At 40.2% G+C, this 20176-nt stretch carries 12 protein-coding genes and 2 rRNA genes (1 of these 14 cut by a window edge); 8 read left to right on the top strand and 6 right to left on the bottom strand.

Features of this window, described 5'->3' with window-relative positions; genetic code table 11:
• A 23S ribosomal RNA gene (locus LW139_RS18860) occupies positions 1-2599 on the top strand; it begins 478 nt to the left of the window's first position.
• Between the two features lie 116 nt (positions 2600-2715).
• Positions 2716-2831 (top strand): 5S ribosomal RNA (gene rrf, locus LW139_RS18855).
• 105 nt (positions 2832-2936) lie between these two features.
• Here rrf and idi read toward each other — a convergent pair.
• Together idi and LW139_RS18845 are read right to left on the bottom strand one after the other, a co-directional pair.
• Positions 2937-3473, bottom strand: a complete 537-nt coding sequence (gene idi, locus LW139_RS18850) for an isopentenyl-diphosphate Delta-isomerase (protein ID WP_166539876.1) — start codon at positions 3471-3473, stop codon at positions 2937-2939.
• Positions 3474-3605: 132 nt separating this feature from the next.
• Positions 3606-4250 carry an epoxyqueuosine reductase QueH gene (locus LW139_RS18845; RefSeq protein ID WP_109408462.1) on the bottom strand — a complete coding sequence of 215 codons (645 nt, stop codon included), beginning with the start codon at positions 4248-4250 and terminating at the stop codon, positions 3606-3608.
• Positions 4251-4502: 252 nt separating this feature from the next.
• On the opposite strand from LW139_RS18845, the gene LW139_RS18840 reads away from it, so the two are divergent.
• Positions 4503-5606: a glycerol dehydrogenase gene (locus LW139_RS18840; protein WP_247850381.1), complete on the top strand. Its 1104-nt coding sequence runs from the start codon at positions 4503-4505 to the stop codon at positions 5604-5606.
• 57 nt (positions 5607-5663) lie between these two features.
• Here the strand turns inward: LW139_RS18840 and metA are convergent, their stop codons facing one another.
• Positions 5664-6593, bottom strand: coding sequence for a homoserine O-acetyltransferase MetA (gene metA / locus LW139_RS18835; protein WP_166539878.1), 930 nt, complete (start codon positions 6591-6593; stop codon positions 5664-5666).
• Positions 6594-6932: 339 nt separating this feature from the next.
• On the opposite strand from metA, the gene aceB reads away from it, so the two are divergent.
• The 3 genes from aceB (at position 6933) to aceK (ending at position 11700) form a co-directional block, all read left to right on the top strand.
• On the top strand, positions 6933-8525 hold the full coding sequence (aceB, locus tag LW139_RS18830) for a malate synthase A (RefSeq protein WP_247850380.1): 1593 nt from the start codon (positions 6933-6935) through the stop codon (positions 8523-8525).
• Between the two features lie 69 nt (positions 8526-8594).
• Entirely contained in the window at positions 8595-9902 is a 1308-nt protein-coding gene (gene aceA, locus LW139_RS18825; protein ID WP_072065199.1) for an isocitrate lyase, read from the top strand.
• Positions 9903-9978: 76 nt separating this feature from the next.
• Positions 9979-11700, top strand: a complete 1722-nt coding sequence (gene aceK / locus LW139_RS18820) for a bifunctional isocitrate dehydrogenase kinase/phosphatase (RefSeq protein WP_166539880.1) — start codon at positions 9979-9981, stop codon at positions 11698-11700.
• Positions 11701-11775: 75 nt separating this feature from the next.
• Here the strand turns inward: aceK and LW139_RS18815 are convergent, their stop codons facing one another.
• The 3 genes from LW139_RS18815 to iclR all read right to left on the bottom strand — a co-directional run bounded on the left by LW139_RS18815 (position 11776) and on the right by iclR (position 15493).
• On the bottom strand, positions 11776-12417 hold the full coding sequence (locus LW139_RS18815) for a bifunctional 4-hydroxy-2-oxoglutarate aldolase/2-dehydro-3-deoxy-phosphogluconate aldolase (protein ID WP_166539988.1): 642 nt from the start codon (positions 12415-12417) through the stop codon (positions 11776-11778).
• Positions 12418-12494: 77 nt separating this feature from the next.
• The gene (gene edd, locus LW139_RS18810) at positions 12495-14351 is read right to left on the bottom strand and encodes a phosphogluconate dehydratase (RefSeq protein WP_247850379.1); all 1857 of its coding nucleotides are present in this window, start codon (positions 14349-14351) and stop codon (positions 12495-12497) included.
• Between the two features lie 305 nt (positions 14352-14656).
• On the bottom strand, positions 14657-15493 hold the full coding sequence (gene iclR, locus LW139_RS18805; protein ID WP_166539882.1) for a glyoxylate bypass operon transcriptional repressor IclR: 837 nt from the start codon (positions 15491-15493) through the stop codon (positions 14657-14659).
• Positions 15494-15746: 253 nt separating this feature from the next.
• Between iclR and metH the strand changes: the two genes are divergently transcribed.
• Together metH and LW139_RS18795 are read left to right on the top strand one after the other, a co-directional pair.
• Positions 15747-19424 (top strand): methionine synthase, encoded by a 3678-nt coding sequence (gene metH, locus LW139_RS18800; protein ID WP_166539883.1) that lies wholly within the window; start codon positions 15747-15749, stop codon positions 19422-19424.
• A gap of 133 nt (positions 19425-19557) precedes the next feature.
• Positions 19558-20136 (top strand): hypothetical protein, encoded by a 579-nt coding sequence (locus LW139_RS18795; RefSeq protein ID WP_208105138.1) that lies wholly within the window; start codon positions 19558-19560, stop codon positions 20134-20136.
• Positions 20137-20176: the final 40 nt, after the last annotated feature.

Below are 20176 nucleotides of genomic sequence, written 5' to 3'. Positions count from 1 at the left end.
AGAACCCCGGCGAGGGGAGTGAAAAAGAACCTGAAACCGTGTACGTACAAGCAGTAGGAGCCCCATCACTCAAGTGCCTTGCACTGAGTGATTGGACAAACCACTCGAAAACAGCGAAGCGTTTACCTACAAAATGGGTTGATTATTTCAAGCCGTCGCGCAGTGTACATAGAAGTACACGAGCAACGGAAGTTAAAAAATCGAGCCAGTTTGACAGTAAAAGCAAGCGGGACATTTGAGGATGGGGTGACTGCGTACCTTTTGTATAATGGGTCAGCGACTTATATTCTGTAGCAAGGTTAACCGTATAGGGGAGCCGTAGGGAAACCGAGTCTTAACTGGGCGAATGAGTTGCAGGGTATAGACCCGAAACCCGGTGATCTATCCATGGGCAGGTTGAAGGTTGGGTAACACTAACTGGAGGACCGAACCGACTAATGTTGAAAAATTAGCGGATGACTTGTGGATGGGGGTGAAAGGCCAATCAAACCGGGAGATAGCTGGTTCTCCCCGAAAGCTATTTAGGTAGCGCCTCGTGAACTCATCTTCGGGGGTAGAGCACTGTTTCGACTAGGGGGTCATCCCGACTTACCAACTCGATGCAAACTGCGAATACCGAAGAATGTTATCACGGGAGACACACGGCGGGTGCTAACGTCCGTCGTGAAGAGGGAAACAACCCAGACCGCCAGCTAAGGTCCCAAAGTCATGGTTAAGTGGGAAACGAAGTGGGAAGGCTCAGACAGCCAGGATGTTGGCTTAGAAGCAGCCATCATTTAAAGAAAGCGTAATAGCTCACTGGTCGAGTCGGCCCGCGCGGAAGATGTAACGGGGCTAAACCATGCACCGAAGCTGCGGCAGCAATACTATGTATTGTTGGGTAGGGGAGCGTTCTGTAAGCCTGCGAAGGTGTACTGTGAGGTATGCTGGAGGTATCAGAAGTGCGAATGCTGACATAAGTAACGATAATGCGGGTGAAAAACCCGCACGCCGGAAGACCAAGGGTTCCTGTCCAACGTTAATCGGGGCAGGGTGAGTCGACCCCTAAGGCGAGGCTGAAAAGCGTAGTCGATGGGAAACGGGTTAATATTCCCGTACTGGTGGTAACTGCGATGGGGGAACGGAGAAGGCTAGGTTGTCCGGGCGACGGTCGTCCCGGTTCAAGCATGTAGGCAGAGTGATTAGGCAAATCCGGTCACTTAATGCTGAGGTGTGATGACGAACCACTAAGGTGGTGAAGCAATTGATGCCCTGCTTCCAGGAAAAGCCTCTAAGCTTCAGGTTACCAACAATCGTACCCCAAACCGACACAGGTGGTCAGGTAGAGAATACTCAGGCGCTTGAGAGAACTCGGGTGAAGGAACTAGGCAAAATGGTGCCGTAACTTCGGGAGAAGGCACGCTGGCGGTAAGTGAAGTCCCTTGCGGACGGAGCCGAAGCCAGTCGAAGATACCAGCTGGCTGCAACTGTTTATTAAAAACACAGCACTGTGCAAACACGAAAGTGGACGTATACGGTGTGACGCCTGCCCGGTGCTGGAAGGTTAATTGATGGGGTTATCCTTAGGGAGAAGCTCTTGATCGAAGCCCCAGTAAACGGCGGCCGTAACTATAACGGTCCTAAGGTAGCGAAATTCCTTGTCGGGTAAGTTCCGACCTGCACGAATGGCGTAATGATGGCCAGGCTGTCTCCACCCGAGACTCAGTGAAATTGAACTCGCTGTGAAGATGCAGTGTACCCGCGGCAAGACGGAAAGACCCCGTGAACCTTTACTATAGCTTGACACTGAACATTGAGCCTTGATGTGTAGGATAGGTGGGAGACTATGAAATGTGGACGCCAGTCTGCATGGAGTCAACCTTGAAATACCACCCTTTAACGTTTGATGTTCTAACCTAGGTCCATAATCTGGATCGGGGACCGTGTCTGGTGGGTAGTTTGACTGGGGCGGTCTCCTCCTAAAGAGTAACGGAGGAGCACGAAGGTTGGCTAAGCATGGTCGGACATCATGCGGTTAGTGCAAAGGCATAAGCCAGCTTGACTGTGAGAGTGACGGCTCGAGCAGGTACGAAAGTAGGTCTTAGTGATCCGGTGGTTCTGAATGGAAGGGCCATCGCTCAACGGATAAAAGGTACTCCGGGGATAACAGGCTGATACCGCCCAAGAGTTCATATCGACGGCGGTGTTTGGCACCTCGATGTCGGCTCATCACATCCTGGGGCTGAAGTAGGTCCCAAGGGTATGGCTGTTCGCCATTTAAAGTGGTACGCGAGCTGGGTTTAGAACGTCGTGAGACAGTTCGGTCCCTATCTGCCGTGGGCGTTGGAAGATTGAGAGGGGTTGCTCCTAGTACGAGAGGACCGGAGTGAACGCACCACTGGTGTTCGGGTTGTCATGCCAATGGCATTGCCCGGTAGCTAAGTGCGGAAGAGATAACCGCTGAAAGCATCTAAGCGGGAAACTTGCCTCGAGATGAGTCTTCCCTGTCACCTTGAGTGACCTAAAGGAACGTTTAAGACTAAGACGTTGATAGGCTGGGTGTGTAAGCGTAGCGATACGTTGAGCTAACCAGTACTAATGAACCGTGAGGCTTAACCTGACAACACCGAAGGTGTTTTGTCTGAGAGACAAAGAGTAGATGAAGTAAGCTTGTTTAAGATTGAAATTACTGGTTATAACGAGAAATCGGAGTAACGGGTGATTAAACAGAATTTGCTTGGCGGCCATAGCGCAGCGGTCCCACCTGATCCCATGCCGAACTCAGAAGTGAAACGTTGTAGCGCCGATGGTAGTGTGGGGTCTCCCCATGTGAGAGTAGGGAACTGCCAGGCATTAAATAAGACGAAAAAGCCAACCCAATGGGTTGGCTTTTTTGCGTTTAAGCTTTTTAAAAGCTCAAATCAATGAGTAATTTATCGTTGTTAATAAAATAATTGCTAAATAATACCTTGGCTCCAACGAGAAAACTGCTCAATTCCCATCCGATTTAATATGTAACGAAACCAAACACTGTAATTTTGTGCGTTCTCTTCAATATCTTGATAAAGATAATCGAGAGAGATCCAGCGATAATTCATCACTTCATTTGGATTACTAAGTGGTAATTCGTTACTAAACCCAAGAAATAGATGATCAAATTCATGTTCTATCAGATCATCAGTCACTTTTTCGTTATATAGAATAGTTCCAATAGATTGCATATCACATTTCATGCCTAATTCTTCATCTAAACGACGATGAATAGCATCTGAAACTAATTCGTTTGGAAGAGGATGACTACAACAAGTGTTTGCCCATAAACCACCAGAGTGATATTTAGATATTGCACGTTGTTGAATAAGTAATTGCTGCTTTGAATTAAAAATAAATATTGAAAAGGCTCGATGTAAGGCGCCTACAATATGAGCTTCAAGCTTTGGCATCGTTCCCAGCTCATTATCATTTTTATCTACGAGAATAACAGCGTCTTCCACAAGAAATCACCTTAATAAAATAATATATTGTTATAGCGTGAATATAACATGACTGTATATCAAATAACGATTTATTGTGTTGTCCTTTTTATGGCATCACATTTGTGATGCCTAGAATAAAAGGAAAAAGATCTAAGCAGTATAATATTGAACGCCAATCTTAATAAGTTCTCGGCCTTGTGATTTACGATATTTATTTGTATCTCTTAACGAATAAATACACCCACAGTATTCTTGTTGATAGAATTGTTCTCGCTTACTTATTTCTATCATTCTGGCTGAGCCACCTTTTTTACGCCAATTATAATCCCAATAAACCATATCTGGATAAGGCGCTACTGCTCTTTCGCCACAACCATTTATCTGTTTCATATCTTTCCACCGTGATATCCCAAGTGAACTTGAAATAACAGAAAAACCATTTTCAGCAGCATAAAGAGCTGTTCTTTCAAAACGCATATCAAAACACATTGTGCATCGGATACCACGTTCAGGCTCTTTTTCCATTCCCTTAGCTCTTTCAAACCAATTGTCAGTATCATAATCGGCATCGACAAAAGGAATATTATGTTTTTTAGCAAAACGGATATTTTCCTCTTTTCGAATTAAATACTCTTTTTGAGGATGAATATTGGGATTATAAAAAAAGATTGTATATTCAATGCCTGATGCTTGTAATGCTTCCATGACTTCACCAGAACAAGGGGCACAACAAGAATGTAATAAGAGTTTATTGGCATTTGCAGGTAATGTCAGTTTTTCTCGTATAAGTGTCATTGATGATCCTAAACTACGTTATTTTAGTTATAAAACAATGCTTATATTATAGATATAAATACGTAATTAATCTGCTGTTTTAAAATTATATTAAAATAACTATTTGTTTTACATGTATTTAAATAATGCAATATCAATATATAAGGTAATAGCTATCAGAGAGTTTACTAGATTCATATTCTGATGAGAGGTAAGATGAAATACTAATTCTGCTATTGTTTATAGCAAAATCAAAAATAAAGGAATTTAGTTATGCCGTCTATATTACCTCGTTCTGTAACCTCCCCAAAAAAATTCTTTATTGGTAGCCAACTTCTTGCTTCTGTTGGTAAATACGTTAAAGATTTTGGTGATAATTCTTTTATTATTAGTGATGAATTTTTCTTAGAAAAAGTAACTAAAGAAGCGCTTCCTTCTCTAAAAGAAAATAAGATTGGAGCGATTGTTGAAAAATTTAATTACGAATGTACTGAAGCAGAAGTTAATCGCCTTGGTCAAATTGCAATTGAGAATAAAGCGAACGTTATTATTGGTATTGGCGGTGGCAAGACATTAGACGTGTCTAAAGCGGTTGCTTATTATCAACATATTCCTGTTATTTTATTCCCTACAATTGCTTCTACTGACGCACCTTGTACTGCACTTTCAGTGTTATACAAAGAAAATGGTGAGTTTGATAAATATTTATTTTTACCACAAAACCCTGATGTTGTTATTGCAGACACTGCGATTATTGCCTCTGCACCACAACGTTTTTTCTCAGCGGGTGTTGGTGATGCTCTAGCGACTTACTTTGAAGCACGCGCTTGCTATCAAGCAGATGGTTTAAACTTAGTCAATCAACGCCCATCACGTACAGGCCTTGGTTTAGCACAATTATGCTTTGAAATGTTAAGTGAAAACATTGATAAAGCAATGGATGCTATCCGTCATAAAATTACTACACCAGCATTAGAACAAACTATTGAAGCAACAATTTATCTTAGTGGTGTTGGTGCCGAAGCTGGCGGTTTAGCCGCTGCTCATGCGGTTAACAATGGTATGTCTGCGGTTGAGTCTTTACATCGTGTTCAACATGGTGAAAAAGTTGTCTTTGGTTTATTAACACAATTAGTGCTAGAAAATGCGCCACAAGAAGAAATTGATGAAGTGATCCGTATTATTAAAGCGGCGGAATTACCACTGACACTTGAAGATATGGGTATGAAAGAATTCATTGAAAGCGAATGGCGTACTGTGGCGAAAATTGCCTGTGCCGAAGGTGATACCATGGGTAATATGCCAATGAGAGTCACTGAATACGATGTTTATAATGCAATGATCGCCGCTAATGCATTAGCTCATCGCTATAAATAATTCTTAGCTTGGCAAATGATTATCTTAAAACCCCAAATTTTATTTTGGGGTTTTTCTTTAATCCAAGGTTGGATTCATATGGGCAAGATCGAACGGTGTTATCTGATAAACATAGTAATTCAACCAGTTTGCAAACAATAAATGCCCATGGCTACGCCAAGAAGCGATAGGTTTTTTACTTGGATCATTATTAGGAAAATAATTTTCTGGTAATTGAGGATCTAGCCCTGCTTTAACATCACGATGATATTCATCTGCTAGTGTATTGGGATCGTATTCTGGGTGCCCAGTTGCAAAGACAACTCTTTTATCTTTTGATGCAAACAAATAAGCGCCAGCTTCTTCTGAAGTCGCAAGGATCTCTAAATCAGTATTATGTTGAATAAAATCGATAGGAAACCCTGCATAACGAGAATGGGGTGCAAAAAAAGTTTCATCAAATCCACGAGTCAATAATGAAAGAGGCGAGCAAGTGCTATGACGATATACTCCTGAAATTTTTTGTTCTAGCGTATATTTTGGTAATCCATATAAAATATTTAGCCCTGCTTGGGCAGCCCAGCAAATAAAAAGTGTTGAAGTGACGTGTTCTTTAGCCCATGTAATAACTTCCTTTATTTCATCCCAATAAGCCACATCTTCAAATTCGACTAACCCTAATGGTGCCCCTGTAACAATAAGACCATCAAAATTTTGTTCTTTAATTTGGTCAAAATCGCAATAGAAAGTATCGAGATGTTCTACTGGCGTATTTTTAGGGATACGAGAATCAATGCGTAATAATTGGATATCAATTTGCAGAGGGCTATTAGAAAGTAACCGCAGAAATTGGTTTTCTGTTTCTATTTTCTTAGGCATTAAATTAAGGATAAGCACTTTTAAAGGGCGAATATCTTGAATACTCGCTCTACTGGATGTCATGACGAAGACATTCTCTTTTTGTAAACAACGGACTGCGGGCAGCTCATCGGGTACTCTAATTGGCATTTCAATAACCTCTAAAAAACATCTAGACATCTAGAAGCCTAAATTTAGCTAATAACCTTTTGAATGTCGAGGTCTTCATGTTGTGTATGAAGAATATTCATATAAGAAAAAGCTATATAGGTAAAATCATCAAGTATGAACACTCTTTTTTCCTTTCGTTAGTGATCTCTTCTAGATCCCTCGAGTTATTTTTGAAATTTCCGTTTTTGTACAATAAAAAAACACTATTGTAATCACATTGTTAAAAATTATTTAAATAAAAATGGAATTCATTTTTGATTTTTGTGAAAACTGCATTAATCTTAATCAGGTGTGTAAACGATTTTAGGGGAATGCAGAATGTCACAATCGTTAATAACAGAAGAATTAAATTTTACGCAATCTTTTGGTGAACAGGAAAAAGAGATAGTAAATCAAGATGTTAAGTTATTTTTAACTGATTTGGTTAATCATTTTTCAGAGAGAAGGGATACCTTATTAGCAGAAAGGGAACAGTGGAAAAATAAAGTTGATAATGGAATGCTTCCTGATTTTATTTCGGAATCAGATTCCATTATAAATTCGGATTGGAAAGTTAATCCAATACCTAAAGGTCTGCAAGACCGTCGTGTTGAAATAACAGGGCCTGTTGATCGCAAAATGGTTATCAATGCATTGAATGCCAATGTAAAAGTCTTTATGGCGGACTTTGAAGATTCCTTAGCACCAACATGGGACAAAGTGATTGATGGTCAAATTAATCTGCGTGATGCCGTCAAAGGCACCATTTCTTATACCAATGAACAGGGTAAATGCTATCAACTTAAAGCATCACCGGCAGTATTGATTGCCAGAGTTAGAGGATTACATCTTCCTGAAAAACATGTGTTATGGCAGGGGGAGCCTATTTCTGGTGGATTATTTGATTTTGCTTTGTATTTTTATCATAACCACAAAGCACTGTTAGAAAAAGGAAGTGGACCATATTTCTACATTCCTAAATTGCAAACATGGCAAGAGGCTAAATGGTGGAGTGATGTTTTTCATTTCACTGAAAAACGCTTTGGTTTAGCAACAGGAACGATTAAAGCCACGGTATTAATTGAAACCTTACCCGCTGTTTTCCAAATGGAAGAAATCCTCTTCCACATGAAAGAGCATATTGTCGGGCTTAACTGTGGTCGTTGGGATTATATTTTTAGCTATATCAAGACATTAAAAAATTACCCTGATCGTGTATTACCAGATAGACAAGGGATCACGATGACTCAGCCTTTCTTGAGTGCTTATTCTCGTCTACTTGTTCAAACTTGCCATAAACGTGGCGCTTTTGCGATGGGAGGAATGTCTGCGTTTATTCCAAGTCGAGATCCTGAGCAAAACGGCATTATTTTGAAAAAAGTATTTGATGATAAAGAGCTTGAAGCAACAAATGGCCATGATGGTACTTGGATTGCTCATCCTGGTCTTGCTGAAACCGTATTAGCGGCTTTTGATGCCGTATTGGGAGCTCGTTCCAATCAACTTGATGTACAACGTAATGAAAAAATAACGGCAGAAATGTTATTAGCACCTTGTACAGGTGAACGTACAGAAAAGGGCATGAGAGCTAATATCCGTGTTGCTGTGCAATATATCGAAGCGTGGATTTCTGGTAATGGTTGCGTACCTATCTATGGACTAATGGAAGATGCCGCAACGGCAGAAATATCGCGTACTTCTATTTGGCAATGGATCCGCCACCAAAAAACGCTGTCTGATGGGCAAATTGTGACTAAAGATCTCTTCCGTAATATGTTGAAAGAAGAGCTTGAGGTGATACGCCAAGAAGTCGGTGATACTCGTTTCGAAGAAGGGCGTTTTAAAGAAGCCGCCTCTTTGATGGATAACATTACAACCCAAGATGAATTAGTCGATTTTCTGACTTTGCCGGGTTATCAACTTTTAAATTAAAAAAGATACGTCAAAACGTATTTATAAACTGCAAACATCATCACTACCGTATTTATAGGAGCTGTTTTTATGACTATTAGTAGATCAGAGCAAATCGCCCAATTAGAGAAAGAGTGGGAACAACCTCGCTGGAAAGGTATTACTCGTCCTTATAGCGCTGAAGATGTCATTAAATTAAGAGGTTCGGTTAACCCAGAACATACCTTAGCACGACGTGGCGCTCAAAGGCTTTGGTCATCATTAAATGGAAAATCGAAAAAAGGCTATGTGAATGCATTAGGAGCTTTAACGGGTGGGCAAGCGTTGCAACAAGCAAAAGCAGGGTTAGAAGCCGTTTATCTTTCAGGATGGCAAGTGGCTGCTGATGCTAACACTGCGGCAAGCATGTATCCTGATCAGTCTTTATATCCGGTTGATTCTGTTCCTAATGTTGTACAACGTATCAATAATACCTTTAGACGAGCTGATCAAATTCAGTGGTCAAATGGTATTGGTCCTCAACATAAAGATTATATTGATTTCTTCCTTCCTATTGTGGCTGATGCGGAAGCGGGCTTTGGTGGTGTATTAAATGCCTTTGAATTAATGAAGGCGATGATTGAAGCTGGCGCAGCAGGTGTTCATTTTGAAGATCAGTTAGCCGCAGTGAAAAAATGCGGACATATGGGGGGGAAAGTATTAGTTCCAACCCAAGAAGCTGTACAAAAACTGGTTGCGGCACGTTTAGCTGCTGATGTGTCTGATGTACCAACTTTATTAGTTGCAAGAACAGATGCCGATGCCGCAGATCTCTTAACTTCTGATTGCGATCCTTATGATAGTTCGTTCTTAACAGGAGAACGTACACCTGAAGGTTTCTTCTGTACCCATGCTGGTATTGATCAAGCCATTAGCCGTGGTCTTGCTTATGCACCTTATGCCGATTTGGTGTGGTGTGAAACATCACTCCCCGATCTGAAAATGGCGGCTAAGTTTGCCGAAGCTATTCACGATAAATATCCCGGAAAAATGCTGGCTTATAACTGTTCACCTTCCTTTAACTGGAAAAAGAATCTTGATGATCGCACGATTGCGCATTTCCAAGATGAGCTTTCTGCAATGGGATATAAATTCCAATTTATTACTTTAGCGGGTATCCATAGCATGTGGTTCAACATGTTTGATTTAGCGCATGACTACGCTAAAGGTGAAGGTATGAAGCATTACGTTGAAAAAGTACAAGAAAAAGAATTTGCTGCACTTAATCAAGGTTATACCTTCTCCTCACATCAACAAGAAGTGGGAACAGGATATTTTGATAAAGTCACGACGATTATTCAAGGTGGTATGTCTTCTGTAACGGCACTAACAGGCTCAACAGAAGAGCAGCAATTCTAAAGTTTAAAAATATTATTATCTCTTTTTGTGGTGATAATTCAGGAGCAGGATGCTCCTCTTTTTCGTGAGGTTGTGAATGACGCCAGAAGATTTGATTGCTCAAACAATTTTACAGGGCTTTGATGCTCAATATGGTCGTTTCCTTGAGATAACATCAGGAGCTCAATATCGTTTTGAACAAGCAGATTGGCATGGTGCTCAACTGGCGATGAAAGAGCGCATCCGTTTATATGATAATCATGTTGGATTAGTGGTTGAACAACTTAGATGTATTCGTCACGACATTGATAAAGAAAGTCTTTTTTTACAAAAAGTAAAAGAAAACTATACGCAATTATTGCCTAATTATCCTCGATTTGAGATTGCAGAAAGCTTTTTTAATTCCGTTTATTGTCGTCTGTTTCACCATCGTGAATTGAATAAAAGAAATCTTTTTGTTTTTTCATCACAACCGGCTTATCGCTTTACGCAAGCCCCTCGACCATTATCAAAGCAGTTTGTTATTCAAAGTGATTTACCGACATTACTGCAAGACATCTTATCGCGCTTACCTTTACGGTTGCCGTGGCAAAATAAGCAACGAGATATTAATTCAATCTGTAATGTGCTAAATGCCCAGTTTTCTTCTTTGCAGTTACGTAATGCGGTATTTCATATTGCAAATGAACTCTTTTATCGAAATAAAGCTGCGTGGCTAATAGGTAAAATTGTTATTGATAATCAATATATTCCGTTTCTATTACCTATTCATAATATTGAACAACAATTGTTGATTGATACTTGTTTGATAACCGCAGATGAAGCCAGTATTGTCTTTGGTTTTGCCCGTTCTTATTTTATGGTTTATGCGCCATTTCCTGCGGCATTAGTTGCATGGTTAAGAGATATATTACCAGGGAAATCTATCGCTGAGCTTTATATGTCTATTGGATGTCAAAAACACGGTAAAACAGAATACTACCGCGAATACCTTGCTTTTATGAATTTTTCATCGGAGCAATTTATCGAAGCACCAGGAGTAAAAGGTATGGTGATGTTGGTGTTTACGTTACCAACGTATGATCGTGTTTTTAAAGTGATCAAAGATAAATTTGCGCCACAAAAAACGATCACCGCTGAGCGTGTAAAAGAGTGCTATCAATTAGTTAAAGAGCACGATCGTGTAGGTCGAATGGCAGATACTCAAGAATTTGAGAATTTTGTGGTCGATAAAAAAAGAATTAGCCCTGAGTTAATGGCTGTCTTTGAACAGGAGATCCCAAATAAATTGGAAGATCTTGGCGATAAGCTACTGATCCGCCATCTTTATATGGAACGCAGAATGACGCCTCTCAATATCTATATGGCGCAATGTAATGATAATCAACTCAAAGCTGTCGTCGAAGACTATGGCCAAGCATTAAAAGAACTTATCGCGGCGAATATTTTTCCTGGTGACATGTTATTTAAAAACTTTGGAGTGACTCGTCATCATCGTGTCATTTTCTATGATTATGATGAAATTAGCTATATTACAGATATGAATTTTCGGGCGATCCCTCCGGCCCGCTATCCTGAAGATGAATTAGCCAGTGAACCTTGGTATAGCGTTGCGCTTAATGATGTTTTTCCAGAAGAATTTCGTTATTTTTTATGCAGTGATAAACAAGTCTGTCGTTATTTTGAGGCTCAACATCATGATCTTTTATCACCAGAATATTGGCAACAACAACAGCAAAGAATTAAAGTAGGGTATATTGAGGATGTTTACGCTTATGCCCAAACTAAGCGATTTGCTTATCGTGATCAGTCAGGATAAAAAAGGTTAAAAACAAAGATAGGCATAAAGGGGATACCTATCTTTATTGAGCTAAATATGTTTTTATTGCAAAAATTAGCGCTGAGCGCCAGCAACGGCTTCTCTAGCTAATTCAGTAATACGCTGGAAATCACCAGCTTTAACCGCATCATTAGGCACTAACCAAGAGCCACCAATACAAAGTACGCTTTCTAGCGCCAGATAATTACGGTAATTATCTGGTGAAATACCTCCGGTTGGACAGAAGCGAACTTTTGAGAATGGTCCTGCAATTGCTTTTAATGCCTTAACACCCCCGTTGGCTTCAGCAGGGAAAAACTTAAATTCATTTAAGCCATAACTCATACCGAGCATTAGCTCAGAAACTGTTGAAATACCAGGAATTAAAGGGATCGTTCCAGCTACTGCAGCTTTGAGTAGCGCTTCTGTTAACCCAGGGCTAATAGCAAATTGAGCGCCTGCTTCAGTAACTTGTGCTAACTGTTGTGGATTAATCACGGTTCCTGCACCCACAATGGCTTCTGGGACTTCTTTCGCAATACGGCGAATAGCTTCAATAGCGCAATCTGTACGTAATGTGACTTCTAAAACTTTTACGCCACCTGCAACTAATGCTCTGGCAACAGGTACAGCTTCATCAATATGATTAATAACAATAACAGGAACGACAGGCCCTGATTTTAGTACAGACTCTGCACTTGTATTCCAATGATTCATCATTTGTATTTCCTAATTAGAAAATGGTGAGCAAATGAATTAAATCTGCTCTTCGTTAGGCATTAGACTTGTTGCTATTAAAAATCAATACAACAAGCACCTTGTTCAGCTCCGGATAAATGACGACGCAAATTCACAAATAGTTCACGGCCACAGCCTATGTCGTTCGCACTTAAATCAGGCATCTTGTCTTGGCGAGCATTGAGCGTTTGTTCATCAACAAGGAGTGTTAACTCACCTGTTTTACCATTAACACGAATGATATCACCATCGTGCACTTTGGATAATAAACCACCATTAATAGCTTCAGGAGTGACATGAATTGCGGCAGGTACTTTACCAGATGCGCCTGAAAGTCGGCCATCGGTAACTAATGCTACTTTGTAGCCTTTATCCATTAACACCCCTAGTGGTGGCATTAATTTATGTAATTCTGGCATACCGTTGGCTTGTGGCCCTTGATAACGCACAACCACAACACAATCTTTATTTAGCTCACCGGCTTCAAATTTAGCGGCAATATCATGTTGGCTATTAAACACCACTGCAGGGGCTTCGATAATTTTATTTTCATCAGGTACGGCTGAAGTTTTCATTACAGCTCTGCCTAAATTACCTTGCATCACTTGTGTACCACCATGTGATGAGAATGGTGTATTGATATCAGCAATGACATCTTTATCTAAAGAGCTTGTTGTACCTTCGCGCCAATCAAGTTTACCCTCATTTAACCAAGGTTCTAAGGTATAACGCTCAATGCCAAATCCTGCAACAGTATTAACATCACGATGAATTAAGCCTTTTTTCAGTAGTTCGCGAATAATCAGTGCGATACCCCCTGCTGCTTGAAACTGGTTGATATCGGCAGGGCCATTAGGATAAATACGAGCAATCAGTGGCACAACTTGTGAAAGTTCAGAGAAATCATCCCAATTAATGATAATGCCAGCCGCGCGTGCCATTGCAACTAAGTGCATTGTTAGGTTAGTTGATCCACCCGTTGTTAATAGAGCAATAATGCCGTTTACAATGACCTTCTCGTCAACTAATTGACCGATAGGGAGGTAATTACCTGAGTTTTCAGTAAGGCGTACTATTTGGTTAGCCGCTGCATCCGTCAATGCATCACGCAAGGGGGTATCTGGATGAACAAAAGAAGCACCGGGTAAATGTAACCCCATCATTTCCATGACCATCTGATTTGAGTTCGCTGTACCGTAAAAGGTGCAGGTGCCAATACTATGGTAAGACGCTGCTTCGGCTTCTAACAATGCATGACGATCCACTTTACCTTCAGCATAAAGTTGGCGAATACGCACTTTTTCTTTATTGGGTAAACCACTCGTCATTGGGCCAGCAGGAACAAAAATAGCAGGAAGATGACCAAAAGAGAGTGCTGCCATTGTCAGTCCAGGAACAATTTTATCGCAGATCCCTAAATAGAGTGCACCATCAAACATATTATGAGATAAACCGACAGCCGCTGACATCGCAATCACATCCCGACTCAGGAGTGATAGTTCCATCCCATCTTGACCTTGAGTTACACCATCACACATAGCAGGAACACCACCTGCAACTTGCCCTACGGCACCAACAGCATGTAATGCCTTTTTAATTTTCTGGGGATAATTTTCATACGGCTGATGAGCTGACAACATATCATTGTAAGCAGTGATAATGGCAATATCATTATGAACCATATTTTTCAGGCGATTTTTATCATCAGCCTGACAAGCAGCGAAACCATGAGCCAAATTACCGCAAGCTAATTGAGCACGATGTACTGTTTGGCTTTTTGCAGCTTCGATTTTTTTCAGATAAGCACGACGAGTCAATTGTGAGCGAACAATAATGCGCTCTGTTACCTGTTTTATAGTCTCGTTAAGCGGAACAAAGTCGTTCTGAATTGGGTTATGGTTTTTAGGGTTCATAATGATGCTTCCTTTATTCACACAGGGTGATGAGCGTTACTATCGGCTATGAATAGAGCGTATTTTAATTTAGCTATAGTATTTGTTACCGGTAACATTGTTACGGGTAACAAGAAGAGTTGCAATACTCTTAATGCGTCTTAAACAACATCTGTGATCAACATCAATTTTTTTAGGTGATAAATAACAGTTTTTTAATATTTAACGAATATAAAGCCGAAACTCTGCCTTTTTAAAAAGCTGAATCGGTTTAATTAGGGAGTTCCTTCCTCATTGTTTGGTAACGAGGAAGGTGAAAGATAGGATCAGCTTTTTATACCACCATATTCACGGCTAATTTGTTTTGCGGCTTTGATAACCATAGCGCCTAATTCAGTGATACGTGAATCAGTCATTCTAGAAACAGGGCCTGAAAGTGAAATTGCAGCAAAAGGCTGGTGGTGTTCATCATAAATACAAGCACCAATACAGCGTAAGCCTAAAGCATGCTCTTCATCATCGAAAGAAAAACCTTGTTTACGAGCTTGATCCAAATTTTCTTTTAAAGAAGAAGGGAGTGTTCTGGTGTGAGGTGTATAGGCCATTAAGCCTTTTTTCTGGAGTAGCGGTAGCAATTTATTTTCTGGCAACGTCGAAAGAAATGCTTTACCAGCACCTGAAGCATGCATCGGTAATTTACCACCAATAGGAGCCGACATTCTCATTAGTGCATTACATTGCACTTGATCGACAATCACGGCATCAAATTCAATTTGGTCAAGAATAGCCAGATTGACGGTTTCACCAGAATCTTCCATCAACTGGCGCAAAATAGGATGCACCATTACTAAAAGATTACGAGTTTGCAGAAAGCTACTGCCAACAATAAAGGCGTGTGTACCAACAACCCACAATCCTAAATCTCCAACTTGACGGACAAAACCATGTTGCTGAAGTGTCGTGAGTAAACGGTGTGTTGTGGAATTAGGCAATCCAGCTTGAAAGGCGAGATCTGTTAGGGCGATACCCCCCGGAGATTCGGAAATATATTCCAATAATGTCAGTCCACGGCTTAATGACTGAACGGGGCCTCCTTGTGCAGTACTTTGAGTGGCAGTTGTTTTCGTCTTACGCGCTTTTTTATTTGTAGGGGAAACTGTCATGCATACACTCCAGAAATGCTATCCATATTAATATCTATTATGAACTATCTCGCATAATAAAACTCCTCCGATCACTGCATTTTTCAAAACAAAGTGTGTGATAAGAAATATTTATTAAAAGCATTTATTACTGAGTGAAAATCTCTCATCTTCGTCTTAGAAATCTTTCTAAAAAGATATGGTAGGATAAAAAAACAACGAAAGAAAAATAAAGAAATAAAAATAAAAACATTCTCGATTAAGAGGAAGTAACGTGGCAAACATAAAACAACAACTGGTAGAAGCATTAGAAAAACGTATCTTAGTACTTGATGGTGCAATGGGTACAATGATCCAGCAATATCAACTGACAGAAGCTGATTATCGAGGTGAGCGTTTTGCTAATTGGGGTTGTGATGTTAAAGGAAATAATGACCTTTTAGTGTTAACACAACCCCAGATTATTGCAGATATACATGATGCTTATTTTCAAGCGGGTGCTGATATTGTTGAAACCAATACCTTTAACTCAACGTCCATTGCGATGGCTGATTATCAGATGGAGTCGCTCTGTTTTGAGTTGAATGAAGAAGCTGCAAAATTAGCAAAAATCTGTGCAGATAAATGGAGTGCTTTAACACCTGATAAACCACGTTATGTTGCTGGTGTTTTAGGACCAACAAATAGAACGGCGTCCATATCTCCTGATGTTAATGATCCTGCATTTCGTAATGTTTCATTTGATAAGCTGGTGGATGCTTATCGAGAAGCGATTCGAGGACTAATTAAAGGCGGTGTCGATTTAATTATGGTCGAAACTATTTTCGACACATTAAATGCGAAAGCCGCTATTTTTGCGATTAAATGTGAATTTGAAGCGCTAAATATTGAATTACCTGTGATGATCTCAGGCACCATTACAGATGCTTCAGGAAGAACTTTAACGGGGCAAACAACAGAAGCGTTCTACCACTCATTACGTCATGCTGATGCACTCTCATTTGGTTTAAACTGTGCGTTAGGCCCTAAAGAATTACGCCAATATATTCAAACACTTTCGCAAATTTCTGAAGCCTATGTCAGCGCTCACCCTAATGCGGGTTTACCTAACGCATTTGGAGGTTATGACTTAGATGCTCAAGAAATGGCTGAGCAAATTAAAGAGTGGGCGCAAGCTGGTTTTCTCAATATTGTGGGGGGATGTTGTGGAACAACACCTGCACATATTCTTGCAATTTCACAAGCAGTAGAAGGTATCGCACCAAGAGTATTACCGACTCTTAAGAAAGCGTGTCGCCTTTCAGGTTTAGAGCCTTTAGCGATTGATGAGAACTCATTGTTTGTAAATGTGGGGGAACGAACTAACGTAACAGGCTCGGCGAAATTTAAGCGCTTGATAAAAGAAGGCAATTACCAAGAAGCATTGGATGTTGCACGTCAGCAAGTTGAGAATGGTGCTCAAATCATCGATATCAACATGGATGAAGGCATGCTAGATGCGGTTGAAGCCATGACACGTTTTCTCAATCTTATTGCTGGTGAGCCTGATATTGCCAAGGTTCCGGTGATGATCGACTCTTCAAAATGGGAAGTAATCGAAGAGGGATTAAAGTGTATCCAAGGCAAAGGAATTGTTAACTCAATTTCAATGAAAGAGGGAGAAACACCTTTTCTTGAACATGCTAAATTAGTGCGTAAATATGGTGCCGCTGTCGTTGTTATGGCGTTTGATGAAGTGGGGCAAGCGGATACTCGAGAGCGTAAAATCGAAATCTGTCGTCGAGCTTATCAGTTATTAACAGAGCAAGCCGGTTTTCCTCCTGAAGATATTATTTTTGATCCTAATATTTTTGCAGTCGCGACAGGCATTGCTGAACATAATAATTATGCTGTTGATTTTATTGAGGTCTGTGCAGATATTAAATCTCAATTACCTTATGCTTTAATATCTGGCGGGGTGTCTAACGTTTCATTCTCATTCCGGGGTAACGATCCTGTTCGTGAAGCTATTCACTCTGTTTTTCTTTATTACGCCGTAAAAAATGGCATGGATATGGGGATTGTGAATGCAGGGCAACTTGCTATTTACGACTCATTGCCAGATGAACTGCGTAATGCGGTTGAAGACGTTATTTTAAATCGCCATGAAGAAAGCACAGATAATCTATTAGCATTGGCAGAGCGTTATCGTGGAACGAAAAATGATGAACAAAACCATCAACTTGCTGAATGGCGTCAATGGGATGTAGAAAAACGCTTAGAGTACGCCTTAGTTAAAGGGATCACTGAATTTATTGTTGAAGATACGGAAGCTTGTCGTCAACAAGCATCAAGCCCAATTGAAGTTATTGAAGGACCATTGATGAATGGTATGAATACAGTGGGTGATTTGTTTGGCGAAGGGAAAATGTTTTTACCTCAAGTAGTGAAATCAGCAAGGGTGATGAAACAAGCCGTTGCTTATCTTGAACCCTATATTCAAGCAACAAAACAAGCAGGTACTTCCGCAGGTAAAATTTTACTCGCTACTGTAAAAGGGGATGTTCACGATATTGGTAAAAATATTGTCGGAGTTGTTTTGCAGTGTAATAACTATGAGATTATCGATCTGGGGGTAATGGTACCTTGCGATAAGATCCTGCAAACGGCGATTGATGAAAAAGTTGATATTATTGGTCTTTCAGGTCTGATTACTCCGTCACTTGATGAAATGGTGAATGTGGCTAAAGAGATGGAAAGGCGAGGTTTTTCGTTACCATTAATGATTGGTGGTGCAACAACGTCTAAAGCCCATACAGCTGTAAAAATAGAACCAAATTATAGTCATCCTACTGTTTACGTGCAGAATGCATCACGTACGGTCGGTGTTGTTGCAGCTCTATTATCTGAAACACAAAAAGCGGATTTTGTTGCAAAAACACGGCGCGAATATGAAGTCGTACGCCAGCAATACGCTAGAAAAAAACCACGTACACCACCGGTCGCTTTAGACATTGCGCGATCCAATGCACTTAAAATTGATTGGCAAAATTACACGCCACCCAAACCGAACCAACTTGGTGTGCAAGAAATTACTGCAAGCATTGATGTGCTACGTGAATATATCGACTGGACGCCTTTCTTTATGACGTGGTCTTTAGCAGGTAAATATCCTCGTATTTTAGAAGATGACGTGGTCGGTGAAGAAGCGAAACGGGTATTCGCTGATGCGAACGCGATGCTGGATAAGCTAAGTCATGAAAACTTACTCACGCCTAAAGGTATTATGGGGATCTTTCCTGCTAATCGTTTGGGTGATGATATTGTTATTTATCAAGATGAAAGCCGACAACATGAGTTATTGCACAGTTGCCATTTGCGCCAGCAAACAGAGAAAAAAGAGTTTCCTAACTACTGTTTAGCCGATTTTATTGCGCCAGTGGAAAGTGGTGTTCCTGATTATTTCGGTGCTTTTGCTGTAACTGGAGGGCTAGAAGAAGACACGCTCGCCAATGCGTATGATAATGCCCATGATGATTACAATAAAATTATGGTGAAAGCGTTATCGGATCGTCTTGCTGAAGCTTTTGCAGAATATCTTCACCAACAAGTGAGAACAAAAATTTGGGGCTATAGCCCTGATGAAAATCTCTCTAATGACGAACTTATTCGAGAGAAATATCAAGGAACGCGACCTGCGCCGGGATATCCTGCTTGTCCTGAGCACACAGAAAAAGCGAAAATTTGGCAATTACTTGATGTTGAAAATCGCATTGGGATGAAACTAACAGATGCTTATGCCATGTGGCCTGGTGCTTCAGTATCGGGTTGGTATTTTAGTCATCCTGAAAGTAAATATTTCGCGGTTGCTCAAATTCAAAAAGATCAGGTTGAAGATTACGCAAAACGTCGAGGAATGAGTATAAGAGAAGTTGAGCGTTGGTTAGCGCCTAATTTAGGATATGAATCTTAGTTTGTTTTTATTTTTAGATCTCAATAATGTAATAAATAGTGAGGGGATAGTAATATCCCCTTGTTATTTTCACTAGTCGATCCCATTAAAGATGTTTAAGCTGTAAACCTGTATCAGAAAAAAGGACATTACAATGAACTATACTTTGTACCTTCAGAAAACCCCACCTGCTGGCGCTGAAGTGCCATTTCCTTCTTTGGCAAAAGGAAATTATCCATTAAGTGAAGTTTTAATTAATGCTTTTTTAAATCTGATGCAATTAACAGGAAGTTTAGATACAGAGGCAATTTTAGACGAAAAAGTATTTGATAATATTTGGCTAAAAGCAGAAATGACGCCTGCACGAATCGAAGAAGTGGGGGATTATCTTTATCATAAAATTCCTACTACTCCAGAGCCTGTTGAAGAAGAAATTGTGTTATTTAAGCAGGCGATGAAAGAAGAAGAAGCGTTATTAGCCAAAGAGAGTGAGAAAGAAGGCAATATTCCTATTTGTAAATTTGCCACTAATGATGGTTGGATTGTGACACCTAAAGAGTGCGAAATAATTGCAGCTACACTTACCGCTAAATTGCTGGAAGATAACCGAGTTTTCGTTGAAAAAATTGCAAATATGTCACATCTTGCTCATCGTTCTTTAGAAATTGCTTTAATTGATTTTGGTAAGTTTAATCAATTTGCTAAGAAATATGGTGGTTATCGGGTTTATTAATTTATTAGAAGCTAGGCTTCTAGAAAAAGAAGCCTAGATT

The organism is Proteus vulgaris (genome assembly GCF_023100685.1).
GTDB lineage: Bacteria > Pseudomonadota > Gammaproteobacteria > Enterobacterales > Enterobacteriaceae > Proteus.
This window is presented reverse-complemented; position numbering and strand designations above follow the sequence as displayed.

Excerpts from the sequence above, each read along its gene's own strand:
- LW139_RS18815 (WP_166539988.1), bottom strand. The coding sequence starts at position 12,417 with ATGAATCATTGGAATACAAGTGCAGAGTCTGTACTAAAATCAGGGCCT.
- metA (WP_166539878.1), bottom strand. The coding sequence starts at position 6,593 with ATGCCAATTAGAGTACCCGATGAGCTGCCCGCAGTCCGTTGTTTACAA.
- aceB (WP_247850380.1), top strand. The coding sequence starts at position 6,933 with ATGTCACAATCGTTAATAACAGAAGAATTAAATTTTACGCAATCTTTT.
- edd (WP_247850379.1), bottom strand. The coding sequence starts at position 14,351 with ATGAACCCTAAAAACCATAACCCAATTCAGAACGACTTTGTTCCGCTT.
- aceA (WP_072065199.1), top strand. The coding sequence starts at position 8,595 with ATGACTATTAGTAGATCAGAGCAAATCGCCCAATTAGAGAAAGAGTGG.
- LW139_RS18845 (WP_109408462.1), bottom strand. The coding sequence starts at position 4,250 with ATGACACTTATACGAGAAAAACTGACATTACCTGCAAATGCCAATAAA.
- iclR (WP_166539882.1), bottom strand. The coding sequence starts at position 15,493 with ATGACAGTTTCCCCTACAAATAAAAAAGCGCGTAAGACGAAAACAACT.
- LW139_RS18840 (WP_247850381.1), top strand. The coding sequence starts at position 4,503 with ATGCCGTCTATATTACCTCGTTCTGTAACCTCCCCAAAAAAATTCTTT.
- aceK (WP_166539880.1), top strand. The coding sequence starts at position 9,979 with ATGACGCCAGAAGATTTGATTGCTCAAACAATTTTACAGGGCTTTGAT.
- LW139_RS18795 (WP_208105138.1), top strand. The coding sequence starts at position 19,558 with ATGAACTATACTTTGTACCTTCAGAAAACCCCACCTGCTGGCGCTGAA.